Consider the following 22,419-nt stretch of genomic DNA (forward strand, 5'->3'; position numbering starts at 1 on the left):
GCCCTGTCCATGACCACTCGCATCGACCGCATTGCCGCCGCTTTTGCGCGCACCGCCGAATCCGGCCGCGCCGCGGCGCTGATTCCCTACATTGCCGCCGGCGATCCTTCGCCCGCCGCGACCGTTCCCCTGATGCATGCGCTGGTCGAGGCCGGCGCCGACGTCATCGAACTGGGCGTGCCGTTCTCCGATCCCATGGCCGACGGCCCGGTGATCCAGCGCGCCGCCGACCGCGCCATCGCGCAAGGCGTGGGCCTGGCCCGCGTGCTGGAGCTGGTGGCTGAATTCCGCCAGCGCGACGCATCCACGCCGGTGGTGTTGATGGGTTATGCCAACCCGATCGAACGCATGGGCCAGGCCGAGTTCGCGCGTCGCGCCGAGCAGGCGGGCGTGGACGGTGTGCTGGTGGTGGACTATCCGCCCGAAGAAGTCGTCGAGTTCGCCGCCACGCTGGGCGGGCACGGCATTGCGCCCATCTTCCTGCTGGCGCCCACGTCCACGGAAGCGCGCATCAAGGCCGTCGCCGAAGTGGCGCGGGGTTACGTGTACTACGTGTCGCTCAAGGGCGTCACGGGTTCGGGCTCGCTCAACACTGACGACGTTGCCGAGCGCCTGGCCGTGATCCGCCGCCACGTGCGCGACATTCCGGTGGGCGTGGGCTTCGGCATCCGCGACGCCGAAAGCGCCCAGCGCGTGGCGCGCGCGGCGGATGCCGTCGTGATCGGCAGCAAACTGATTGAAACCATGGAGCAGGCGGCGGCGAATGCCCCCGCGGCCCAGAAAACCGACGCCGCAGTCACCGCCGCCAGCGGCTGGCTGCGCACCATCCGGCAAGCGCTGGATCAAGTAAAACGAGCAAGCGCGTCGGCCTGAGCGGCGGGCGTGACCTCATACGGGATGAATAATCAATGAGCTGGATCGAAAAACTCCTGCCTCCTCGCATCAATAAAACCAGCGAAAGCGGCCCCCGCCGCGTTCCCGAAGGCCTATGGGTGAAATGCCCGTCGTGCGAATCGGTGCTGTACAGCGAAGACCTCGCGGCCAACCTGCACGTCTGCCCCAAGTGCGACCACCACATGCGCATCGGGGCCCGTGCCCGCATCGACTCGCTGCTGGATGTCGAGGGCCGCGTCGAGATCGGCCAGACCACGCGTTCGGTCGACACGCTGAAGTTCAAGGACACCCGCAAGTACCCCGAGCGTCTGCAGGAAGCGGTCAAGCAGACCGGCGAAACCGACGCGCTGGTGGTCATGAGCGGTTCGATCCGCGGCGTATCCGCAACGCTGGCCTGCTTTGAATTCGAATTCATGGGCGGCTCCATGGGCTCGGTGGTGGGCGAGCGCTTCGCGCGCGGCGCCCAGGCCGCGCTGGACAACAAGACGCCCTTCATCTGCGTGGCTGCCTCGGGCGGCGCGCGCATGCAGGAAAGCCTGCTGTCGCTGATGCAGATGGCCAAGACCAATGCCATGCTGACCCGCCTGTCGGCGGCCGGCCTGCCGTTCATCAGCGTGTTGACCGACCCCACCATGGGCGGCGTGTCAGCCAGCTTCGCCTTCATGGGCGACGTGGTCATCGCAGAACCCAAGGCGCTGATCGGCTTTGCCGGCCCGCGCGTGATTGAACAGACCGTGCGCGAAAAACTGCCGGAAGGTTTCCAGCGCGCCGAGTTCCTGCTGCAGAAGGGCGCCATCGACATGGTCGTGGACCGCCGCCAGCTGCGCGAGGAAATCGCCCGCCTGCTGGCCTTGCTGACCAATCAACCGGCGGACGTGGTTACGGCCTGAGTTTGCCCCGGCCTGCGCCTGAGGCGATGGGCCAGACGAACAGCGCCAAGATGCCGCCGGCAGCCCAGGGCTTCCGGCGGCATTGTCATATGCGGCCCCGGGGCCGCATATGACGAACAATTTGCGGAACAGTGTTTTCCATCCGCGATGTTGCCTGCGTGCGACAAAGCTTGAGCCTTCCGGCCCGGATTTTGCTATGTTGCGTACTAGGTTTGAAATCTACGGAGTTTTCCAATGCAGTTGACCAAGAAGAAGATGCTTACCGGCCTTGTGGGACTTGCCCTGGCTGCAACCGCGTCGCTGGCAAGCGCCCAATCGTCCGAGGGTACTCAGGGCGGCGTCAGCGTGCATTACGGCATTGGAGACCACTATCAGCGCCTGACGATCAACTACGAAACGGCTTCGGTCTGGACCTACCAGTTCGGTGGCAACTGGGGTCGGCTGGACCTGACGCCCGAACTCGGCGCGTCGTACTGGAAGGCGAGCGGCTCGCGCTCCCCGGGCCATGTCTGGCAGCTCAACGCCATCCCGATGTTCCGCTGGTGGACCGGCGAACGCTTCTACATTGAAGCGGGTATTGGCGCCACGCTCTTCTCCAGCACGCGTTTCGCCGACGAGAACATCAGCACCGCTTTCCAGTTTGGCGACCACATCGGCATGGGCTTTCTCGTGACGCCGAACAATCGCATCGGCCTGCGCTATTCGCACTTCTCGAACGCCAGCATCAAGCGCCCGAACCCGGGCCTGGACGTGGTGCAGCTGACGTACACCTACCAGTTCTGATCACGCCATGTATGTGGGCGTGGCGCGGCCCCAAGGGCCCGCCGCACAGACAGATCCACCCTCAGGGGTGGATTTTTTTTGGGCTGCTGTGCTGCATTGCGGCAAGTCTAATTTGATACCTCAAAAATATTATGTTCTGACGCTGCGTATACATACTTGTTGGTAGGGAGTGCAATCGCCAGAATGCTCTGGCACTGCACAACACACAACGAGCCGCCGCGCGGCTCCGCCCGGCACGCTTGGCTGCGGCCGGGGAGGGGCGCGCCGATGGCATACGGAGACCAACGCATGAAAACCCCCTGTACGCCCGCGCGTCCCCTGACGCGCATGACGGTAGCCCTAGGCCTGGGCCTCGCGCTGTCCTGCGGCTCATCCGCCACCATGGCCGAGGAGTTTCCTAACAAGCCGCTGCGCATGGTCGTGGGCTTTGCCCCGGGAGGCGGCGCGGACATCGTGGCGCGCCTGGTCGGCGCCAAGATGGCAGAAAGCCTGGGGCAGCAGGTGGTGGTCGAAAACCGGGCCGGCGCCACCGGCACCATCGCCGCCGACAACGTCGCCCGTTCGCCTGCCGATGGCTACTCGCTGTTCCTGGGTTCGCAGTCCACCATGGTGGTGGCGCCTTCGCTGTTCCCGTCCTTGCCCTTCAAGCCCGAGAAGGACTTTGCGCCGGTATCGCAGATCGTGACCATGCCGCTGATCCTGGTGGTCAATCCAGCCTTGGTGGATGCCAAGACCGTACAGGAGCTGACGGAACAGATCCGCAAGGCCGGGGATGGCGCAATGAGCTATGCCTCGTCCGGCCAGGGCGGCCCGCAGCACATAGCCGGCGAGCTGTATGCGCACATGGTGGGCACCAAGGTGACGCATGTGCCGTACAAGGGCGAATCGGCCGCCATGGCCGACGTGCTGGGCGGGCACGTGCCGTACATGTTCGCCAATCTGCCTGTGGCCTTGCCTCACATCGCATCGGGCAAGGTCCGGCCGTTGGCCATTACCAGCCTGAAGCGCGACCCCAAGGCGCCGCAAATCCCGACCCTGGCCGAGTCCGGGTTCAAGGACTTCGAAGTGTCGACCTGGTATGGCGTGTTCGCGCCGGCCAATACGCCCAAGCCCGTGGTGGCCAAGCTTTCCGATTCCATCCGCGCCGCCGTGCAGCAGAACGATATGCAGGCCAAGCTCAGCGAGCAGGGCTTCACAGTGGTGGGCAGCGATTCCGATACCTTCACGCGTTTCGTGGGTTCGGAGCTGCCGCGCTGGTCGGTGCTGATCCGCGACATAGGCATCAAACCCGAATAGGCGTCCAGCCCGCGCGGGCGAGCCTTTATCCCTACGAGATCCAGACATGATCGATTTCACTGAAAAACGTGCAGCCGGCCCCGTCATCCGGCTGCATTCCGCGGACAACGTCGTGGTGGCGCGCGTGCCCATCGGCATAGGCATGGCCGTACCCTCCGAAGGCATCGTCAGCCGCAGCCAGATCCCGGCAGGGCATAAGATCGCGGCGCGCGACCTGCGCGCCGGCGAGCCCATCCTCAAGTACAACGTCTGCATCGGCTTTGCAGCGGGCGACATTCCGGCCGGCACCTACGTCCATTCGCACAACCTGGACTTCCAGGAGTTCGACCGGGACTACGCGCACGCCCGCGATTACGTGGCGACGCCGGTCCTGCCCGAGTCCGAGCAGGCGCGCTTTCTCGGCATCGTGCGCGCCAACGGACAGGTCGCCACGCGCAACTACATCGGGGTCATGGCGACGGTCAACTGTTCGGCGACGGTGGTGCATCGCATTGCCGAAGCTTTCACGCCGCAGCTGATGGCCGCCTATCCCAATGTGGACGGCGTGGTGGCGCTGAGCCATGGCATGGGCTGCGGCATGGAGATGTCCGGCGAACCCATGGATTTGTTGCGCCGGACGATGGGCGGTTACGCCTGTCACGCCAACTTCGCCGCCGTGCTGATCGTCGGGCTGGGCTGCGAGCGCAATCAGTTGGATGCCTTGCTCAAGGACCAGGGCCTGGAGGCGGGCGCGCGGTTGAAGACTTTCATCATGCAGGAGACCGGCGGCACGCGCAAAACCATCGAGGCGGGCGTCGCCGCGGTGCAGGCGCTGTTGCCCGAGGCCAATCGGGTCGAGCGCGTGCCGGTGCCGGCGCGGCATCTGACGGTGGGCCTGCAATGCGGCGGTTCGGACGGCTTTTCGTCCATCACCGCCAATCCCGCATTGGGGGCGGCCATGGACATCCTGGTGCGCCACGGCGGCACCGCCATCCTGTCCGAAACGCCTGAGATCTATGGCGTGGAGCACACCTTGACCTCGCGCGCCCGCAACCGCGAGGTCGGCGAAAAGCTGGTGCAGCGCATCCGCTGGTGGAAGGAAGAGTACTCGCCGGGGCGCGACGTGCAGATCAACGGCAAGGTCAGTCCGGGCAACCAGATGGGCGGATTGGCCAACATCTTCGAGAAGTCGCTGGGCTCTTCGATGAAGGGCGGCACCACGGCGTTGATGGAGGTCTACCGCTACGCGGAGCCGGTGCGCCAGCCCGGCATGGTGTTCATGGACACGCCGGGCTTCGACCCCGTGTCCGCGACCGGACAGATCGCCGGCGGGGCCAACATGATCTGTTTCACCACCGGGCGCGGTTCGATGTTCGGCGCCAAGCCCGTGCCCTCGATCAAGCTGGCGACCAATACGCCGATGTATGAAAGGCTGACGGAGGACATGGACGTCAATTGCGGCGACATCCTGGACGGCACCGCGACGCTACAGGAAGTGGCGCAGCGCATCTTCGAGGAAATCCTGCTGGTGGCCTCCGGCACGCGCAGCAAGAGCGAGCTGCTGGGACTGGGCGATCACGAGTTCGTGCCCTGGAACATCGGCGTGGTGAGCTGAGCGGCACCGCCAAAAGAAGCGCCCCGGCGCACGGCTTCAGGTCGCCGTGCGCCGGGGCGCTTCGTGCTGCGGATATTGCGCTGTTCAATCCCGCGGACAACTAGCGCCCGCGGGATTGGGCGCTAGTTGTCCGCCAGGGTCTGCGCGCCGGGCATGTCGAAGCCGTTCTCATCCAGGGCGGCCTGCAAGGCGGTGCGCTGTTCAGCGTTCAGTTCCACCAGGGGCGGGCGTACCGTCGCCCAGGCCGGATCGCCGGATTTCCAGGCAATCGCGGCCTTCATCGCGGGGATCATGGGGAATTTGCCGAACACGTTGCGGGTCGCGTTCAGACCGGCCTGGCGAGCGTCGGCGTCGGCTTCCTGCCAGCGCTGCTGCAGGGCGACGATGGGGCCCGGATTGACGTTGCCGGTGGCGGTGATGCAGCCCACGCCGCCCGCGCGCAGGGTCTGCAGCAGGAAGGCTTCGCTGCCCGCGTAGACCTTGAAGCCGCGCGGCGCGAAGCGTTCGATCATGGCCGCCGTGTTGTTCCAGTCCCCACCACTGTCCTTTACGCCGGCGACCTGGCCGGGATAGCGGTCGAGCAGGCGGTCGATCAGGTCCAGGCTCAGCGGCACCTGGCTCACGGGAGGGATGTGATACAGGTACATGCGCAGCCGGTCGTCGCCCACGCCTTCGATCAGTTCGGCGTAGTAGCGGAACAGGCCTTCGTCGCTCACGCCCTTGTAATAGAAGGGGGGCAGGACCAGCACGCCCATGCTGCCGCTGCGCACGGCGTGGCGTGTCAACTCGATCGCGTCGGGCAGCGCGCAGGCGCCCGTGCCGGGCATCAGCGCCGACGGTTCCACGCCCGCTTCCAGCAGCGCGTCCAGCAGGCTGCGCTTTTCCGACAGGGCGAGCGAGTTGGCTTCCGAGTTGGTGCCGAATATGGCCAGCCCGACGGATTGTTCGCGCAGCCAGCGGCAGTGCTTCACATAGCGTCCCAGCGCCGGGCGATAGGCTGCGTCGAATGGCGTCAGGACCGGAGAAAAAACGCCGGGAATGCTGGCTTGGGTGCTCATTGTCTCTACTCGTTTTCTGATGAATGAAAAGGACGCGCCACGGGGCGCAGCGGCAACGACTGATTCTGGCACCGAAGCGGCCAGTGAACATCTGCTGTTTAATTGCTTCAATCCATAAAATTGTTGTGGTTTGCCCTGGCGCAAACCATGCCAGCAGAAAAAGGGGGGACGCTTTGGATACGCGATATGTGCAGAGCTTTGTGTCGGTGGTCGAATGCGGATCGCTGGCGGAGGCCGCGCGCCGGCTGGACCTGACCCCCGCTGCCATTGCGGCGCGGGTGCGCACCCTGGAGGAAGAGCTGGGCGCCACGCTCATCAAGCGCGTGGGCCGCAGCGTCAAGGCGACCGAAGCGGGCCTGAAAGTGCTGGAACGAGCCCGCAGCGTGCTGCGCGAAGTGCGCGACCTGCGGGCCAGCGCCAGCGACGACGCGCCCTTGGGCGAGTTGAGGCTGGGCGTGTCGGTGTCGGCGCTGACGGGCATCATGCCCACCGTGCTGGCGCGCCTGTACCGGCGCCTGCCCAAGCTGGCCGTTTTCGTGGAGCCAGGCACCTCCAATCACCTGTACCACCGGGTGATCAACGGCGACCTGGACGCGGCCTTCATCGTCAAACCGCAATTCAACCTGTCCAAGGGCTACGCCTGGAAATTGGTGGCGGAAGAGCCGCTGGTGGTGCTGGCGCCGCCCGATACCGTGAGCAATGACGCCCACGAACTGATGAGCACGCAGCCTTTTATACGCTATGACCGCAACGTCTGGGGCGGCCGGCTGGCGGACCAGTATCTGCGCCAGCACGGCATCGTGCCGCGCGAGCGCCTGGAGGTCGACGGCCTGATGGGCATCGCCTGCATGGTGTCGGAAGGGCTGGGCGTGTCGCTGGTGCCCGATTGGGCGCCGGATTGGGTGGACAGCCGGCGCGTCAAGCGAGTGCCGCTGCCGGGGCGCGCGCCTCTGCGCTGCATGGGGATCATCTGGGCCCGGCATATGCCGCATTCGGCGTTGGCGGAAGCGTTCGTCGAAGAGGCCGGCCTGGCTTTGAACCTGCCCGCGGAGCCGATAGAGGACGAGTGAGCGGCGGAGGGGGCGCGCTGCGAGTCGCCCCGGGCGTCGCTGCCCTGCGGACCCACCATGAAAACACCCCGTACGCTGGATCGGTATCCAGCGTACGGGGTGCGATGTGCTGCCAGTCGCAAGCCCTTGCGGGCCTGCGGTTTAGTGGCGCGTTTCGACCTGAACCAGCGGCTCGTTGGAAACGGGCGCGACCGGCTTGCGCTCGCGGCCCAGGCGGACCGGCGTGTGCGCAGCGGCGATACGCAGCTGGGTCTGGGCGTGGCGGTCCGGATCGGTCTCCACCCACTGCAGGCCGGCGGCATTCACCACGTCGTGCAGGGCCTGGGCCTTGGCCGACGGGGCGACAGCCGGCACCACGATGGGCTGGCTGGCTGCGGGCGTCGCGGCAGCCGCTTCCTGCGCGACAGGCGCGGCCGGAGCAACCGGGGCGACCGGCACCGGGGTGGGAGCAACCACGGGTTCGACGGCGGCGGCTTCCACCGGCGCCGGCTCGGTCGCTGCGGGGGCGGAAACCTCGCTCGCGGCCTGCACGGACACCGGCTGGGTCACTTCGGCGGCAGCCGTCTGCACGGGCTGGACCACGGGTTCGACGGCTTGCTCGGCTTGGGCCTGCACGGGCGCTGCCGGCTGGGTTTCAACCGGAGCAGCGGCAACCTGGACGGGCTCGGCTGTCGTGGTTTCGGGCTGCTGGGCTTGCGCCGGAGCGGCCTGGACCTGTGCGGCAGGTTCCTCGGTTTGCGCAGCGGTCACGGCGGGCTGGGCAGCGGCTTCTTCCGACTGTTCGATGCTGTCGTCGTCGGCGCCATCTTCCTGCTGGTCGTCGCTGCCGGCCAAGCCAGCTTCTTCCTGGCTGCGGCGGCCACGGCGGCTGCGGCGGCGGCGGCGCTTGCGCTCGGGATCGGCGGCGCCTTCGGCGCCTTCCACGGCGGGTACGCCATCGGCGGTCTGTTCGAGCACGGCTTCGGCTTCGCCGGCCTCGGCGGTCACCGCGGCGGCTTCAGGAGCCGGTTTGGTTTCGGGCAGGGCGGTGGCGACCGTCTGCGCCAGGGCGGCGACCATGCTTTCCTGTTCGCTCATCGGGGCGTCGGACTGGCCTTCCTCGCGGCGATTGCGGCCACGGCCGCGGCGGCGGTTGCGGCCGGCGCCGCTGTCCTCGCCGCCAGCTTCCACGGCTTGCTCGGGGCGGTTGGACGCCAGGGCAGCTTGCGCAGCCTGGGTGTCGCGTTCGCCACGGGCGTCGTTGCGGTTGTTGCGGTCGCCGCGTTCCTGGCGCTCGCCCTCGGCGCGGCGGTTGCCGCGGACGTGGTGGCGGCCGCCTTCGCTGCCCTCGGCGCCTTCGCCGCGGGATTCGCCGCGGCGGTTGCGGTTGCGGTCCGAACCATGGCGTTCGCCACGGCGTTCCTGGCCGTCATGGCTGCTGCGGCCCTTGCCGCGGCCGGAGCTGGCGCGCTTGGCGCTGTCTTCCTGGGCAGCGGGAGCGGGCTTGGCCGCTTCGGAGCTGCCGCCCAGCCACCCGAACAGGCGCTTGAACAGGCCGCCCAGGCCGCCGGTTGCTGCCGGCGCGGGAGCCGGCGCAGCGGGAGCCGGGGTCGAAACAGGAGCGGGCTGCGAGGGCGTGATGCCCTTGACCAGCGCTTCCGGACGCGACTTGATTTCGTGCTCGCGCGGCTGCCAGGGGGCGTCCGTGGCCGGGGCTTCAACCAGTTCGAAGCTGGTCTTCAGTTCTTCCAGGCGCGGATCGTCGTGGCGCAGGCGCTCGATGTGGTGGTGCGGCGTTTCCAGATGCTTGTTGGGGATCAGCATCAGGTTGACCTTGAGGCGGGCTTCCATCTTGGTGATGTCGGCGCGCTTTTCGTTCAGCAGGTAGGTCGCAACGTCGACCGGCACTTGGGCGTGCACGGCGGCGGTGTTTTCCTTCATGGCCTCTTCCTGCAGCAGGCGCAGCACATGCAGGGCGCTGGACTCGGCGTCGCGGATCACGCCGGTGCCGTTGCAGCGCGGGCAGGTGATGTGCGAGCCTTCGTTCAGGGCGGGACGCAGGCGCTGGCGCGACAGTTCCATCAGGCCGAAGCGCGAAATCTTGCCCATCTGGACGCGGGCGCGGTCGAAGTGGAGGGCGTCACGCAGGCGCTGTTCGACGGCGCGCTGGTTCTTGCTGTCCTCCATGTCGATGAAGTCGATGACGATCAGGCCGCCCAGGTCGCGCAGGCGCAACTGGCGGGCCACTTCATCGGCTGCTTCCGAGTTGGTGCGCAGCGCGGTTTCCTCGATGTCGGCGCCGCGCGTGGAGCGGGCCGAATTGACGTCCACGGAAACCAGGGCTTCGGTGTGGTCGATGACGATGGCGCCGCCCGAGGGCAGCGTGACCGTGCGCGAGTACGCCGTTTCGATCTGGTGTTCGATCTGGAAACGGGAGAAGAGGGGGATATCGTCGCGGTAGCGTTTGACGCGCTGGACGTTGTCCGGCATCACCACGCTCATGAAGGCCGTGGCCTGGTCGGCGATCTCGTCGGTATCGATGAGGATCTCGCCGATTTCCGGGGAGAAGTAGTCGCGGATGGCCCGGATGACCAGGCTGGATTCCAGGTAGATCAGGATCGGCGCGGAGTTGTCGCGCGCGGCGCCGTCGATCGCGGTCCAGAGCTGCAACAGGTAGGACAGGTCCCACTGGAGCTCTTCGACGTTGCGGCCGATGCCGGCGGTGCGGGCGATGATGCTCATGCCCTGGGGCAGATCGAGCTGCTCCATCGTGTCGCGCAGTTCCTGGCGGTCCTCGCCCTCGACGCGGCGCGAAACGCCACCGCCACGGGGATTGTTGGGCATCAGGACCAGGTAGCGGCCGGCCAGCGAGATGAACGTGGTCAGGGCGGCGCCCTTGTTGCCGCGCTCTTCCTTTTCAACCTGGACGATCAGTTCCTGGCCTTCGCGCAGGGCGTCCTGGATGCGGGCGCTGCGGACGTCCACGCCTTCCTTGAAGTAGCTGCGGGCCACTTCCTTGAAAGGCAGGAAACCGTGACGGTCTTCACCGTAGTTGACGAAGCAAGCTTCGAGGCCGGGTTCGATCCGGGTGATGACACCTTTGTAGATATTGCCTTTGCGTTGTTCGCGGCCGGCAGTCTCGATGTCGAGGTCGATGAGTTTTTGCCCATCGACGATAGCGACGCGTAATTCTTCCTGATGCGTCGCATTGAACAGCATGCGCTTCATGAGAGGGGTTCTCCGTTGTCATGACGCGCCGATATCGGCGCGTGACCTCGGGTCACTCGGGCTGCGGGCTGAAGCGGGCAAGAGTTGCGGACCGTACCTGGGCGGCGCCCAGGCGTATCCGCCGCGGGTCAGGCGGGCACGTCGAGCCGTGGGGCTCGGGGTTCTGTCAGCAGGAGGGTCAGCTTCACTGAATGTGGTTTGACGGAAAAGTGCTGTGAACGGCAGTTGCGGTCGGATTGGTTGCCCACGCGCAGCTGGTGCTTTAAATATGCGACGATTCTTGCGGTGCTTCAGAGCCGCTTGCGGCATGCAACGGACCTGCTGGGACAGCGGGCAAAATGAATGCCACACCACTATCCGGCAGGGCGCGGTTGCGCCGGCGACCAAATGACCCCGGGGGTTGAATGAGCAGGCAGTACAATGGCGGCCCGCGCGCTCGACGGAGTTGCGTAACGTTGCATCTCTACGTCAGGCGGCTAGTTCAGCCCCTTTAGGCTGTCCCGATTATATGTCGCTTTTCGCAATGCGCAAAGAAACTTCCCCCTCGCTTTCCCTCTCTAAAGCTCCCCCTGCCGTCCGGATGGTGGAAGTCGATGCCGAGCATGCCGGCCAGCGTCTGGACAACTACCTTGCGCGCCTGTGCAAGGGCGTCCCCAAAACCCATATCTACAAGGCCATACGCGGCGGCGAAGTGCGGGTAAACAAGGGACGCACTTCGGCCGACTACCGCGTCGCCGAGGGCGACGTTGTCCGCGTTCCGCCGCTGCGGCTGCCTGACCCGGGCAAGCCCCGTCCGGTGCCTGGCGCCGAATTCCCCGTGGTGTTCGAGGACGAGGCGCTGCTTGTCGTGGACAAGCCCGCCGGCGTGGCGGTCCATGGCGGCAGCGGCGTGTCCTTCGGCGTGATCGAACAGCTGCGGGCGGCCCGGCCCGGCGCCAAGTTCCTGGAACTGGTCCATCGCCTGGACCGGGAGACCTCGGGTCTCTTGATGGTGGCCAAGAAGCGCAGCGCCCTGCTGGCGTTGCACGCCATGCTGCGCGAAGGAAAAGGGGACAAACATTACCTGGCCCTGGTCGAGGGCGATTGGGTCAATGACCGCCAGCACATCAAGCTGGGGCTGTCCAAGTGGACCACCCAGTCCGGCGAGCGCCGGGTCAAGGTCGATCCGGACGGCCAGTCGGCGCACACCATCGTCACGCTCAAGCAGCGTTTTGGTGGCTATAGTCTGGTCGACGCCGAATTGCGTACCGGTCGCACCCATCAGATCCGGGTGCACCTGGCCGCCAGCGGCTTCCCCATCGTGGGCGACGACAAGTACGGCCACGATGAAGTACGGGCGCAGTTCGCGCGCATGGGTTTTGGCAGGATGTTCCTGCACGCCCACCAATTGACTTTGGCCCATCCGGTGACGGGCGAGTCCCTGACGCTTACCGCCGAGCTGCCCCCAGCTTGCCGGAAAATACTGAAACAACTGGAGTCGGTCTGATTATGTCGTATTCGCTGGTCGTTTTTGACTGGGATGGCACCCTGATGGATTCCACGCACAGCATCGTGGCCGCCATCCAGGGCGCCTGCCGCGACCTGGAGCTGGCGGTGCCTTCGGCATCCGATGCCAGCTGGGTGATAGGCCTGTCCCTGGAAAGCGCCCTGCGCCGCGCGGTGCCGGAACTGACGCAGGCGATGCTGCCGCGCTTCCTGGAGCGCTACCGCACGCACTATCTGCTGCGTGATCCGGAATTGCGCCTGTTCGAGGGCGTGCAGGAACTCTTGGCCGAACTGGCCGGGCAGAACGTGCGCCTGGCGGTGGCTACCGGCAAGAGCCGCGTGGGCCTGACCCGCGCGCTGGCCGCGACCGGCCTGGGGCCGCTGTTCGATGCCACGCGCACCGCCGACGAAACTTTCAGCAAGCCGCATCCGGCGATGCTGCACGAGCTGATGCAGGAGCTGGACGTGGATCCGGACCGCGTCGTGATGGTGGGTGACACCTCGCACGACCTGCAGATGGCGATCAATGCCGGCGTGCATGGCCTGGGGGTGACCTATGGCGCACATACCCTGAAGGAACTTGAGGGTTGTTCGCCCCAGGCGGTGCTCGACAGCGTGCCGAAGGTGCGCGAATGGCTGCTGCCTCGTATCTAGCGACCTGGCGCCCGGGATTCTCCGGGCGTGCGCAGTCCGGGCGCGGAACGCCCGCCGTACGCGCGGGTCTATAGGAAATACCCGCAAGCGCCGGCTGCCGCGGAATATCATGGGGCGGCGCGGCGTCCATGGCTTGCGCATGGCGCGTCCATGATCCTGCGGGCGCTACACCGGAGACCATGATGTTGATACGCAAGCCCGACGATATTCTTCCGTCCGAGATCACCTCCGAGGACGTCTGGCGTTCGCGCCGCGAACTGATGCTGCGCGCGGGGCTGGTCGCGGCCGCCGCAGGCCTGCCGGGGTGGGCCATGCGCAGCGCGCACGCCCAGGAGGCCGGCGTCCTGCCGGGCAAGCTCAACCCCGCCTTGAGCGTCATGGACAAGCAGACGACGCTGGCCGACGTCACCTCCTACAACAACTACTACGAGTTCGGCGTGGATAAGGGCGATCCGGCCGCCAATGCCGGCAAATTGCAGACACGCCCCTGGAGCGTGAGCGTCGAGGGCGAAGTCGGCAAGCCGCGCACCTTTTCCATCGAAGAGCTGCTCAAGCTGGCGCCGATGGAAGAACGCGTCTACCGGCTGCGCTGCGTCGAGGGCTGGTCCATGGTGATTCCGTGGATGGGCTATTCGCTGTCGGCGCTGCTCAAGCAGGTCGAACCCACGGGCAACGCCAAGTACGTGGAATTCGTCACCGCCGTGCAGCGCGAGAACATGCCGGGCGTGCGCGCCGCGATCCTGGAATGGCCTTATGTGGAGGGCCTGCGCATCGACGAAGCCATGAATCCCCTGGCCATGCTGGTGTTCGGCGTCTACGGAAAGGTGCTGCCGAACCAGAACGGCGCGCCGCTCAGGTTGGCGGTGCCCTGGAAGTATGGTTTCAAGTCGGCCAAGTCCCTGGTCAAGATCCGCCTGGTCGAAAAGCCGCCCGTGTCGTCGTGGATCAAGGCCGCGCCCCAGGAGTACGGCTTTTACGCCAATGTGAATCCCGACGTGCCTCATCCGCGCTGGAGCCAGGCCACGGAACGCCGCATTGGCGAGGACGGGCTGTTCTCCCCCAAGCGCAAGACCTTGATGTTCAACGGTTATGCCGAACAGGTGGCGTCGCTCTACCAGGGGATGGACCTGAAGGCGAACTACTGAGGCGATTCCATGCCTGACGGCACTCCGCAGGTGGCTCCGGCCACGCCGCCGCGCAAGACCCAGTTTTCCGCCAAGACTGTGGGGCGCTTCAAGCCGTTCCTGTTCCTGCTGGGGCTGGCGCCGTTCGCGCGCTGGATCTGGCTGGGCGTGAATAACGGGCTGACGGCGAACCCGGTCGAGTTCCTGACCCGTTCATCGGGCACCTGGACCCTGGTCTGCCTGCTCGTGACCCTGGCCATCACGCCGCTGCGCCGGCTGACTGGCCAGCCGGCATTGGTGCGTCTGCGGCGCATGTGCGGTTTGTTCGCGTTCTTCTATGGATCCATGCACTTCATGGCCTGGGTCTGGTGGGATCGCGGCTTCGATCCGGCGGGCATGCTGCGCGATATCGGCGAACGCCCCTTCATCATGGTGGGATTTGCGGCGTTCGTGCTGATGGCCGCTCTGGCGGCTACCTCCACGCAGTGGGCCATGCGCAAGCTGGGCAAGCGCTGGCAAAGCCTGCACCGCGCCATCTATGCCATCGGCCTGCTGGCGGTGCTGCATTATTGGTGGCACAAGGCTGGCAAGAACGACCTGGCGCAGCCCGCCCTGTACGCCGCCGTGCTGGCCTTGTTGCTGGGCTGGCGGCTGGTCGCCTGGTTGCGCGGCAGGCGGTAGCGCGCTGCGCGTCCCTACAGCATCGCCAGCATGATGGCGGCAGTCTCCGCGTCCGGCTGGCCGTCGTACAGTGTCGGCCGGTAGTGCATCTGAAAGGCTGCCAGCGCGCCGATGGTGGCCGGGCTCAGTGTGCCGTCCTGTGGACACGCATAGCCCAACCGTGCCAGCTGTTTCTGGAACCATGCGACATCCGGGATGCCCTGGACCTGCAGGCGCGCGAGGTGTTCGGCGGCTCCGGTCTCGTCGTACCAGCGCCCGATTCCCGCCTCGGCCAACGTTTTCCATGGGAAAAGAGGGCCGGGATCCACCTTGCGCTGGGGCGCGATGTCGCTGTGGCCCACGATGTTCTCGGGCGTGACGCCATGCCGTTGCGCAATATCGCGCAGCAATATGGTCAGTGCGCGCAATTGCTGGTCGTTGTACGGATGCCAGACAGGCTTGCCGTCAGAGCCCTCCGTCCAGCCTGGGTTGACGATTTCTATGCCGATGGACGTGCTGTTCATGGCGATGTTGCCATACCAGGAGCTGGCGCCGGCATGCCAGGCGGCGCGGTTCTCGTCGACCAGCCGGTAGACGCGGCCGGCGTCGTTAACCAGATAGTGCGAACTGACCTTGCCCTTGGAGAGCAATTCCATGGAACGGGCGTCGTCCACGCTGGTGTAGTGCAGCACGATGCTGCGTACCCGGCTGGCCTGGCTGACCGCGGTGATCGAGGTGTCCAGGTCCAGGCCGGCGGGGCCGCGCGCGGCGCATCCCGCCAGGATGGCCGCGGCAAGCGGCACAAGGAATAGGCGGCGCATGGATCAGCGCGCCAGGAAGAGGAATAGCGTCGGCAGCTTGTCGAGCTGGGGCGCCGGCTGCTTTTTCCAGTCGGCCACGCTGCGGGTGACGATCCATTCGTCGGCGGTCGTGACTGAGCGCGCCACGCACAGCTTGGTGTCGCCCTTCAGGCTGGCCAGCAGCGTGGCGAACATGGCGGCGTTGCGATAGGGGGTCTCGATCAGCAGTTGGGTCTGGTTGTGCTTGGCCGAGTGCTGCTCCCAGGCGCGCAGCTGCTTGGCGCGTTCCGCGGGGTCCACCGGCGCGTAGCCATGGAAGGCAAAGCGCTGGCCGTCCAGTCCGCTGGCCATCAGGCCCAGCAGGATGGAAGAGGGGCCGACCCAGGGTTTTACCGTGATGCCCAGGCGGTGCGCGGCGTCCGCGACCTTGGCGCCCGGGTCCGCGACCGCGGGGCAGCCCGCCTCGGAGACCAGGCCGATTTCCGCGCCCTTGAGCGCCGGTTCCAGCCAGGCCTTGATCTGGACGGCGTCTACCTTGTCGTTCAGGGTGTGGATGGTGATTTCCTGCAGTGGCCGGGTTGTGCCGATCAGCTTGAGGAAGGCGCGCGCGGTCTTGGCGTTTTCGGCGATGTAGGTGTCCAGCTGGCCTGCCAGGGTGCGGACCTCGGCGGGGAGCCAGCGCTCGGACGGGGCTTCACCCAGGCCGACCGGGATCAGGTGCAGCGCGCCGCTCATGCGGATGCTCCGGGGGCGTCCAGCGGATCCAGGCCGAACTGCGCCAGCATGCCGGTCAGTGCGATCAGCGGCAGCCCGATGATGGCGGTGGGGTCGTCGCTCTGGATGCTTTCCATCAGTGCGATGCCCAGGCTTTCCGCCTTGGCGCTGCCTGCGGTATCGTAGGGTTCTTCGGCGCGCAGATAGGCTTCGATCGCGCGGTCCGACAGCTGGCGGAAACGGCAGCGCGTGACGATGTCGGCTTTTTCCACCCGCTGGCCGTCCGTGACCGCCAAGGCGCTGTGAAATTCCACGATTTGACCCGACAGGGCCCGCAATTGCGCCAATGCGCGCGGGAAATCCCCCGGTTTGCCGATGGGCTGTCCGTCGATGGTGGCCACCTGGTCCGAGCCGATCACGATGCTGCCGGGGTAATTGGCCGCGACCGCCATGGCCTTGGCCACGGACAGGCGCAGCGCCAGGGCTTCGGGCGTTTCGCCGGAGTGTGGCGTTTCGTCTACATCGGGGGAAATCGCCGTGAAAGGCAGGCGCAGGCGGGACAGCAGTTCTTTGCGGTAACGCGAGCTGGACGCGAGGATCAGGCTGGGCTTGGAAGGCATGCGATATTTGACGTTAAGGCGTAAGTCACAGTATTATCTAACGTTTTGCGGGATTTTTGCATGAATGGGCGCGCGAGCAAGCCGGTGGCGAAGCTTGGCGGCCTCGGCAAAATCATGGGTTCTGGGTTTTCCGGGGTTTAAACCCCCGGGGTTTTAAACCCGCGAGTTCGGGCTCTGTGAACAGCCCCGCGAATGCAAAGGACTGAACATCAAGCGCATCGATGCATACGCATTTGCCCAGATGGGCAAGGAAGCGCAAGGAACCATACCTCTTGTGCGGCTTACGCGCGTGGTTGACGGGCTGCCCGAACAACCGCAGGGCGATGCCGGACTCGTGACGTGGTCCGTGCGCGGCGAAATGGGTAGAACCGGCCTGCTGATGGGCCGGCCGCTACTGCATATCCATGTGCAGGCGAATCCGGTGCTGGTGTGCCAACGGTGCAACGAGCCGTTCGTGTATCCGATCGACAGCGAAGTCCTTTTGCAGCTGGTCAAGTCCGAAGCCGATCTCGACGACGATGCTTCCTACGGGGATCCATCCGGCGAGGACGACGAGGACGAAGAAGGAAATGGTTTTGTGTCCAACCTGCCTGAAAAGGTGGTGGGTTCGCATCATTTTGATCTGCTGGCCCAGATCGAAGATGAGCTCATTCTGAGCGTTCCGTATGTGCCCAAGCATGATGTATGCCCGGGCGCGCTGGCCAAGGTCAGCGAAGCTTCTCCCGAGGAGCCCGCTGTCAAGCGTCCGTCGCCGTTTGCGGTGCTGGAACAACTGAAGCACAAAGATTGAGATCAACATCGGGCCGCATCGCGTACAATGCGCCCCGTTTCTAGGAGTCATCATGGCCGTTCAACAAAACAAGAAGTCCCCGTCCAAGCGCGGTATGCACCGCTCGCACGATTTTCTGGTGAACCCGCCGACCGCGATCGAACCCAACACGGGCGAAGCGCATCTGCGTCACCACATCAGCCCCAACGGCTTCTACCGCGGCCGCAAGGTCCTGAAGACCAAGGCCGACGAATAAGGCCCCCGGGCCGAACTCGTACTCGGACCATTTCGGCTGAGCGCTGATACCTGGCACCCGTGATACGCATCGCCATAGACTGTATGGGCGGAGACTTCGGTCTGCCCGTCACGATTCCGGCTGCGATCGAGTTCGCCCGGCAATTTCCGGATACCCGGCTATTGCTGGTCGGGCTTCCCGACGCCATCGAAGCGGCGCTCTCCGAGCACCGCGGCGTGGCGCGTGATCGCATTGAGATCGTGGCGGCTTCCGAAGTCGTCACCATGGACGACCCGGTCGAGGTCGCCCTGCGCCGCAAAAAAGACTCCTCCATGCGCCTGGCCGCCCAGTCCGTCAAGGACGGGCGCGCCGACGCCTGCGTTTCCGCGGGCAATACCGGCGCGTGGATGGCCATTTCACGCTATGTGCTCAAGACGCTGGACGGCATAGACCGCCCCGCGATCGCCACGTCCATTCCGAACCAGACGGGCCGCGCCACCACGGTGCTGGACCTGGGCGCGAATGTGGACTGCACGGCCGAGCATCTACTCCAATTCGCCATCATGGGCGCCGCGCTGTCGCAGGCGGTGGACCATCGCGAGCGCCCCTCGGTGGGCCTGCTCAACATCGGCGAAGAAGTCATCAAGGGCAACGAAGTCGTCAAGGAAGCCGCCGAGCTCCTGCGCAGCAGCCCGCTCAACTTCTACGGCAACGTGGAAGGCAATGACATATTCAAAGGCACGGTCGACGTCGTCGTCTGCGACGGTTTCGTCGGCAACGTCGTGCTCAAGTCCGTCGAAGGGCTGGCGAAGATGTTGTCCAGCGTCATTCGCGAAGAGTTCAAACGCAATCTGATCACGCTGCTGGCTGGCGCGGTGGCCAAGCCGGTGCTCAACCGCCTGCGCACCCGCGTCGACAACCGGCGCTATAACGGCGCCGCGCTGCTGGGCTTGCGCGGCGTGGTCATCAAGAGCCATGGTTCCGCGGACGTCTACGCCTATGGATTTGCGTTGCAGCGCGCCCGTGAAGCCGTAGTGAGTAAACTGCTGGAGCGCACCGCTGAGACGGTCGCTCAGATTACCAAGCGCGTTCAATCTGGCGAAGGCCCCTCGGTGTCGTCGCCAAACGTGGCTGGGGACACCGCTTGATGGATACCGCAATGAAATATTCCGTGATCGCGGGCACCGGCAGCTTCCTGCCGGAACGCGTGGTTTCGAATGACGAACTGGCGGCGGAGCTGGCGACGCGCGACATCGCCACCTCCGACGAATGGATCGTCGAGCGCACCGGCATCCGCCAGCGCCATCTGGCCGAGCGCGGCGTGACCACCAGCGTCCTGGCGACCGAGGCCTCGCGCCGCGCGCTTGCCGATGCCGGCGTGGACGCCTCCGAGGTCGACCTGATCGTCCTGGCCACGTCGACGCCGGACTTCGTGTTTCCGAGCACCGCCTGCATCGTGCAGTCCAATATCGGCGCCAAGGGTTCGGCGGCATTCGACGTGCAGGCCGTGTGCAGCGGTTTCGTCTATGCGATGACCACCGCCGACAGCTTCATCCGTGCCGGCCGTGCGCGTTGCGCGCTGGTCATCGGCGCTGAAGTCTTCTCGCGCATCCTGGACTGGAACGACCGCTCCACCTGCGTGCTGTTCGGCGACGGCGCCGGCGCCGTGGTGCTCAAGGCTTCCGACAAGCCTGGCATCCTGGCCGCGCAACTGCACGCCGACGGCAGCCAGGCCAAGATCCTGAACGCTGCGGGCAACGTAGCCTATGGCGACGTGACCGGCGATCCGTTCCTGCGCATGGACGGGCAGGCCGTGTTCAAGCAGGCCGTTACCGTGCTGGACCGTTCCGCGCGCGACACCTGCGCCGAAGCGGGCGTCGAGATCGCCGACGTCGATTGGCTGATCCCGCACCAGGCCAACGTGCGCATCCTGAATTTCCTGGCGCGCAAGCTTGCCGTGCCGGTCGAGAAGGTCGTCGTCACCGTCGACAGCCACGCCAACACCTCTGCAGCCAGCGTGCCGCTGGCCCTGGACGCCGCGCGCCGCGACGGCCGCGTCAAGCCGGGCCAGTTGATCCTGATGCAAGGCGTGGGCGGCGGATTCACCTGGGGCTCGGTACTGGCCCGCATGTAAGGGCGCGCTCCGGCGCGGCGTGGCGCTCGGCGCCGCGGCCGCCGGAACGATGTGCCTGGCATTCCACACAGACACTGAATCAATCCAAACGGTCAAACATGAAAATCGCTTTTGTCTTTCCTGGCCAAGGTTCCCAAGCTGTCGGCATGCTGGACGCCTGGTCCGGCGTCGCGGCCGTCACGGACACCGTGGCGCGCGCCTCGCAGGCGCTGGGTCAGGACCTGGGCGCGCTGATCGCGCAAGGCCCTGCGGAACAGCTCAACCTGACCACCAACACCCAGCCCGCCATGCTGACCGCTGGCGCTGCGTTCTACGCGGCCTGGTGCGCTGCTGGCGGCCGCAAGCCCGACGTCGTGGCCGGCCACAGCCTGGGCGAATACGCCGCGCTGACGGCCGCGGGCTCGCTCGCGCTTGAAGATGCCGTGCGTCTGGTGCGCGTGCGCGCCGACGCCATGCAGGCCGCTGTGCCGGTAGGCACCGGCGCCATGGCCGCCATCCTGGGTCTGGACGACGACGCCGTGCGCGCGGCCTGCGAAGCCGCCGCCCAGGGCGAGGTTGTCGAGGCCGTGAACTTCAACGCGCCCGCGCAGGTCGTGATCGCAGGCCACAAGGCCGCGGTCGAACGCGCTTGCGAACTGGCCAAGGCCGCAGGCGCCAAGCGCGCGCTGCTGCTGCCGGTGTCCGCGCCGTTCCACTCCAGCCTGCTCAAGCCCGCCGCAGACGTGCTGGCCGGCGCGCTGGCCGGCGTGACCGTGTCCGCGCCGCAGGTGCAAGTGATCAACAACGTCGACGTGGCTTCGCCTGTCGAACCCGATGCCATCCGGGATGCGCTGGTGCGCCAGGCATGGCATCCTGTGCGCTGGGTCGAAACCCTGCGCGCGATGAAGGCGCAAGGCGTCACGCACGTCATCGAATGCGGTCCCGGCAAGGTGCTGGCCGGCCTGACCAAGCGCATCGATCCCGAACTCACGGGCATGGCCATTACCGATCCTGCTTCGCTTGAAGCAGCGTTGGCCGCCGTCAACGGAAATTAAGAACATGGACAACACCTCGATCGAACTGCAGGGCAAGATCGCGCTGGTGACCGGTGCCACGCGTGGCATTGGCCGCGCCATCGCCCAGGAACTGGCTGCGCGCGGCGCCACCGTCGTCGGCACCGCCACGTCCGAATCGGGCGCTGCCGCCATCACCGAAGCGCTGGCGCCCCTGGGCGGCCGCGGCGTGGTGCTGGACGTGACCGACGCCGCTGCCTGCGATGCGCTGATCGACGCGCTGGGCAAGGAGGGCGGCGGTCCCCACATCCTCGTCAATAACGCAGGCATCACCCGTGATACGCTGGCGATGCGCATGAAGGATGAGGACTGGTCGGCTGTCATCGATACCAACCTGGCTTCGGTTTTCCGCCTGTCGCGCGCCGTGCTGCGCAGCATGATGAAGGCCCGCTGGGGACGCATCATCAACGTCACGTCCGTGGTGGGTTCCAGCGGCAACCCGGGCCAGGCCAACTACGCCGCGGCCAAGGCCGGCGTGGCAGGCATGTCGCGCGCCCTGGCGCGTGAACTGGGCAGCCGCAACATCACCGTGAACTGCGTCGCGCCCGGTTTCATCGATACCGACATGACGCGCGCGCTGGGCGAAAATCAGACTGCGGCCTTGCTGCAGCAGATTCCGCTGGGCCGCCTGGGTTCGCCTGCCGACATCGCCCACGCCGTGGCGTTTTTGTCCGGGCCGCAGGCGGGTTACATTACCGGCACCACCCTGCACGTCAACGGCGGGATGTACATGCAATAAGTCACGAATCGCGCGTAGGCGGCCAGTTCCGCCATGCCGCCGCCGGACACAAACGGCGAGGCAACGCGAGGTTCAACCGGAAACGCCGCACACCGGTTTCCTGCGCCATTCCCGGCGACAGATCAAGTGCGCGGTGTTATTTTTGTCACGGCCAGGCGTCGCAAAACTCCGCGCTTGGCTATAATTCGCGGGATTTTTCCCAATTGGAGATCTGCATGGAAAGCATCGAACAGCGCGTCAAGAAGATCGTCGCTGAACAACTTGGCGTCAACGAAGCCGAGATCAAGAACGAATCCTCCTTCCTTGACGACCTCGGTGCCGATTCGCTCGACATGGTCGAACTGGTCATGGCGCTCGAAGACGAATTCGAGACCGAGATCCCCGACGAAGAGGCCGAAAAGATCACGACCGTGCAACAAGCGATTGACTACATCAATTCGCACGGCAAGCAGTAAGCTGGGCTTTTACCCTTCTGGTTGCCTCGCGACGTCCGTCGCAGCCAGCCGGAAAATCGGGGCGGTTTCAGGAATTTGCCGTGCGGTCCGCATGCGGGAAGGGCGTAGTAATGCCCGACCCGCTTTCGCGTGGGCCGCACGTGCAGCGCATCCCGAAAACCGCCTTTCTTTTGTCTGTTTGAGGAG

General features: G+C 65.8%; 22 protein-coding genes. 17 read left to right on the forward strand and 5 right to left on the reverse strand.

Annotation, left to right across the window (positions count from 1 at the left end):
* The first annotated feature begins 9 nt into the window (after window positions 1–9).
* From trpA to HV793_RS22130, 5 genes are all read left to right on the forward strand, one after another.
* Entirely contained in the window at window positions 10–873 is an 864-nt protein-coding gene (gene trpA, locus HV793_RS22110) for a tryptophan synthase subunit alpha (protein ID WP_054450579.1), read from the forward strand.
* 35 nt (window positions 874–908) lie between these two features.
* Window positions 909–1,784 (forward strand): acetyl-CoA carboxylase, carboxyltransferase subunit beta, encoded by an 876-nt coding sequence (gene accD / locus HV793_RS22115; protein WP_054450581.1) that lies wholly within the window; start codon window positions 909–911, stop codon window positions 1,782–1,784.
* A gap of 234 nt (window positions 1,785–2,018) precedes the next feature.
* On the forward strand, window positions 2,019–2,567 hold the full coding sequence (locus tag HV793_RS22120; RefSeq protein ID WP_054450583.1) for an acyloxyacyl hydrolase: 549 nt from the start codon (window positions 2,019–2,021) through the stop codon (window positions 2,565–2,567).
* A 288-nt stretch (window positions 2,568–2,855) separates the two neighbouring features.
* Window positions 2,856–3,863: a Bug family tripartite tricarboxylate transporter substrate binding protein gene (locus tag HV793_RS22125; protein WP_175213946.1), complete on the forward strand. Its 1,008-nt coding sequence runs from the start codon at window positions 2,856–2,858 to the stop codon at window positions 3,861–3,863.
* 46 nt (window positions 3,864–3,909) lie between these two features.
* Window positions 3,910–5,457 carry a UxaA family hydrolase gene (locus HV793_RS22130; RefSeq protein WP_175213947.1) on the forward strand — a complete coding sequence of 516 codons (1,548 nt, stop codon included), beginning with the start codon at window positions 3,910–3,912 and terminating at the stop codon, window positions 5,455–5,457.
* A gap of 122 nt (window positions 5,458–5,579) precedes the next feature.
* On the opposite strand, the gene HV793_RS22135 is transcribed toward HV793_RS22130, so the two are convergent.
* On the reverse strand, window positions 5,580–6,515 hold the full coding sequence (locus HV793_RS22135; protein ID WP_054450588.1) for a dihydrodipicolinate synthase family protein: 936 nt from the start codon (window positions 6,513–6,515) through the stop codon (window positions 5,580–5,582).
* Between the two features lie 173 nt (window positions 6,516–6,688).
* Between HV793_RS22135 and HV793_RS22140 the strand changes: the two genes are divergently transcribed.
* Window positions 6,689–7,585 (forward strand): LysR family transcriptional regulator, encoded by an 897-nt coding sequence (locus HV793_RS22140; protein ID WP_054450590.1) that lies wholly within the window; start codon window positions 6,689–6,691, stop codon window positions 7,583–7,585.
* Window positions 7,586–7,726: 141 nt separating this feature from the next.
* Here HV793_RS22140 and HV793_RS22145 read toward each other — a convergent pair whose 3' ends face one another.
* Window positions 7,727–10,792: an Rne/Rng family ribonuclease gene (locus HV793_RS22145; RefSeq protein WP_175213948.1), complete on the reverse strand. Its 3,066-nt coding sequence runs from the start codon at window positions 10,790–10,792 to the stop codon at window positions 7,727–7,729.
* Window positions 10,793–11,315: 523 nt separating this feature from the next.
* Here HV793_RS22145 and HV793_RS22150 point away from each other — a divergent pair.
* From HV793_RS22150 to msrQ, 4 genes are all read left to right on the forward strand, one after another.
* Window positions 11,316–12,278, forward strand: coding sequence for an RluA family pseudouridine synthase (locus HV793_RS22150; protein WP_175181235.1), 963 nt, complete (start codon window positions 11,316–11,318; stop codon window positions 12,276–12,278).
* A gap of 2 nt (window positions 12,279–12,280) precedes the next feature.
* Window positions 12,281–12,931 carry an HAD family hydrolase gene (locus tag HV793_RS22155; protein ID WP_054450595.1) on the forward strand — a complete coding sequence of 217 codons (651 nt, stop codon included), beginning with the start codon at window positions 12,281–12,283 and terminating at the stop codon, window positions 12,929–12,931.
* A 182-nt stretch (window positions 12,932–13,113) separates the two neighbouring features.
* Window positions 13,114–14,076, forward strand: a complete 963-nt coding sequence (gene msrP / locus HV793_RS22160) for a protein-methionine-sulfoxide reductase catalytic subunit MsrP (RefSeq protein WP_175214069.1) — start codon at window positions 13,114–13,116, stop codon at window positions 14,074–14,076.
* A gap of 9 nt (window positions 14,077–14,085) precedes the next feature.
* Window positions 14,086–14,736 carry a protein-methionine-sulfoxide reductase heme-binding subunit MsrQ gene (gene msrQ, locus HV793_RS22165; RefSeq protein WP_175213949.1) on the forward strand — a complete coding sequence of 217 codons (651 nt, stop codon included), beginning with the start codon at window positions 14,086–14,088 and terminating at the stop codon, window positions 14,734–14,736.
* Window positions 14,737–14,750: 14 nt separating this feature from the next.
* On the opposite strand, the gene HV793_RS22170 is transcribed toward msrQ, so the two are convergent.
* Genes HV793_RS22170 through HV793_RS22180 form a run of 3 tightly spaced genes read right to left on the reverse strand, consistent with a single transcriptional unit; the run spans window position 14,751 to window position 16,849 of the window.
* On the reverse strand, window positions 14,751–15,536 hold the full coding sequence (locus HV793_RS22170; RefSeq protein WP_054450601.1) for an N-acetylmuramoyl-L-alanine amidase: 786 nt from the start codon (window positions 15,534–15,536) through the stop codon (window positions 14,751–14,753).
* Window positions 15,537–15,539: 3 nt separating this feature from the next.
* Complete coding sequence (locus HV793_RS22175; RefSeq protein WP_175213950.1) at window positions 15,540–16,250, reverse strand: SAM-dependent methyltransferase; 711 nt, start codon at window positions 16,248–16,250, stop codon at window positions 15,540–15,542.
* Entirely contained in the window at window positions 16,247–16,849 is a 603-nt protein-coding gene (locus tag HV793_RS22180; RefSeq protein WP_054450606.1) for a Maf-like protein, read from the reverse strand. Before HV793_RS22180 ends, HV793_RS22175 begins: the two co-directional genes overlap by 4 nt.
* 241 nt (window positions 16,850–17,090) lie before the next feature.
* On the opposite strand from HV793_RS22180, the gene HV793_RS22185 reads away from it, so the two are divergent.
* The 7 genes from HV793_RS22185 to acpP all read left to right on the forward strand — a co-directional run bounded on the left by HV793_RS22185 (window position 17,091) and on the right by acpP (window position 22,233).
* On the forward strand, window positions 17,091–17,639 hold the full coding sequence (locus tag HV793_RS22185; protein WP_199728318.1) for a YceD family protein: 549 nt from the start codon (window positions 17,091–17,093) through the stop codon (window positions 17,637–17,639).
* Window positions 17,640–17,691: 52 nt separating this feature from the next.
* Window positions 17,692–17,874, forward strand: a complete 183-nt coding sequence (gene rpmF / locus HV793_RS22190) for a 50S ribosomal protein L32 (protein ID WP_013392223.1) — start codon at window positions 17,692–17,694, stop codon at window positions 17,872–17,874.
* Between the two features lie 59 nt (window positions 17,875–17,933).
* Window positions 17,934–19,001 (forward strand): phosphate acyltransferase PlsX, encoded by a 1,068-nt coding sequence (plsX, locus tag HV793_RS22195; RefSeq protein ID WP_054450609.1) that lies wholly within the window; start codon window positions 17,934–17,936, stop codon window positions 18,999–19,001.
* Window positions 19,001–19,987: a beta-ketoacyl-ACP synthase III gene (locus HV793_RS22200; RefSeq protein WP_054450612.1), complete on the forward strand. Its 987-nt coding sequence runs from the start codon at window positions 19,001–19,003 to the stop codon at window positions 19,985–19,987. Before plsX ends, HV793_RS22200 begins: the two co-directional genes overlap by 1 nt.
* A gap of 98 nt (window positions 19,988–20,085) precedes the next feature.
* On the forward strand, window positions 20,086–21,021 hold the full coding sequence (gene fabD, locus HV793_RS22205; RefSeq protein ID WP_054450614.1) for an ACP S-malonyltransferase: 936 nt from the start codon (window positions 20,086–20,088) through the stop codon (window positions 21,019–21,021).
* Window positions 21,022–21,025: 4 nt separating this feature from the next.
* Window positions 21,026–21,778 (forward strand): 3-oxoacyl-ACP reductase FabG, encoded by a 753-nt coding sequence (gene fabG, locus HV793_RS22210; RefSeq protein ID WP_059374778.1) that lies wholly within the window; start codon window positions 21,026–21,028, stop codon window positions 21,776–21,778.
* 215 nt (window positions 21,779–21,993) lie between these two features.
* Window positions 21,994–22,233: an acyl carrier protein gene (gene acpP, locus HV793_RS22215; protein WP_003813816.1), complete on the forward strand. Its 240-nt coding sequence runs from the start codon at window positions 21,994–21,996 to the stop codon at window positions 22,231–22,233.
* Window positions 22,234–22,419 lie beyond the last annotated feature (186 nt).

It is taken from the genome of Achromobacter aegrifaciens (genome assembly GCF_902859965.1).
Taxonomy (GTDB): Bacteria; Pseudomonadota; Gammaproteobacteria; order Burkholderiales; family Burkholderiaceae_B; genus Achromobacter; species Achromobacter aegrifaciens.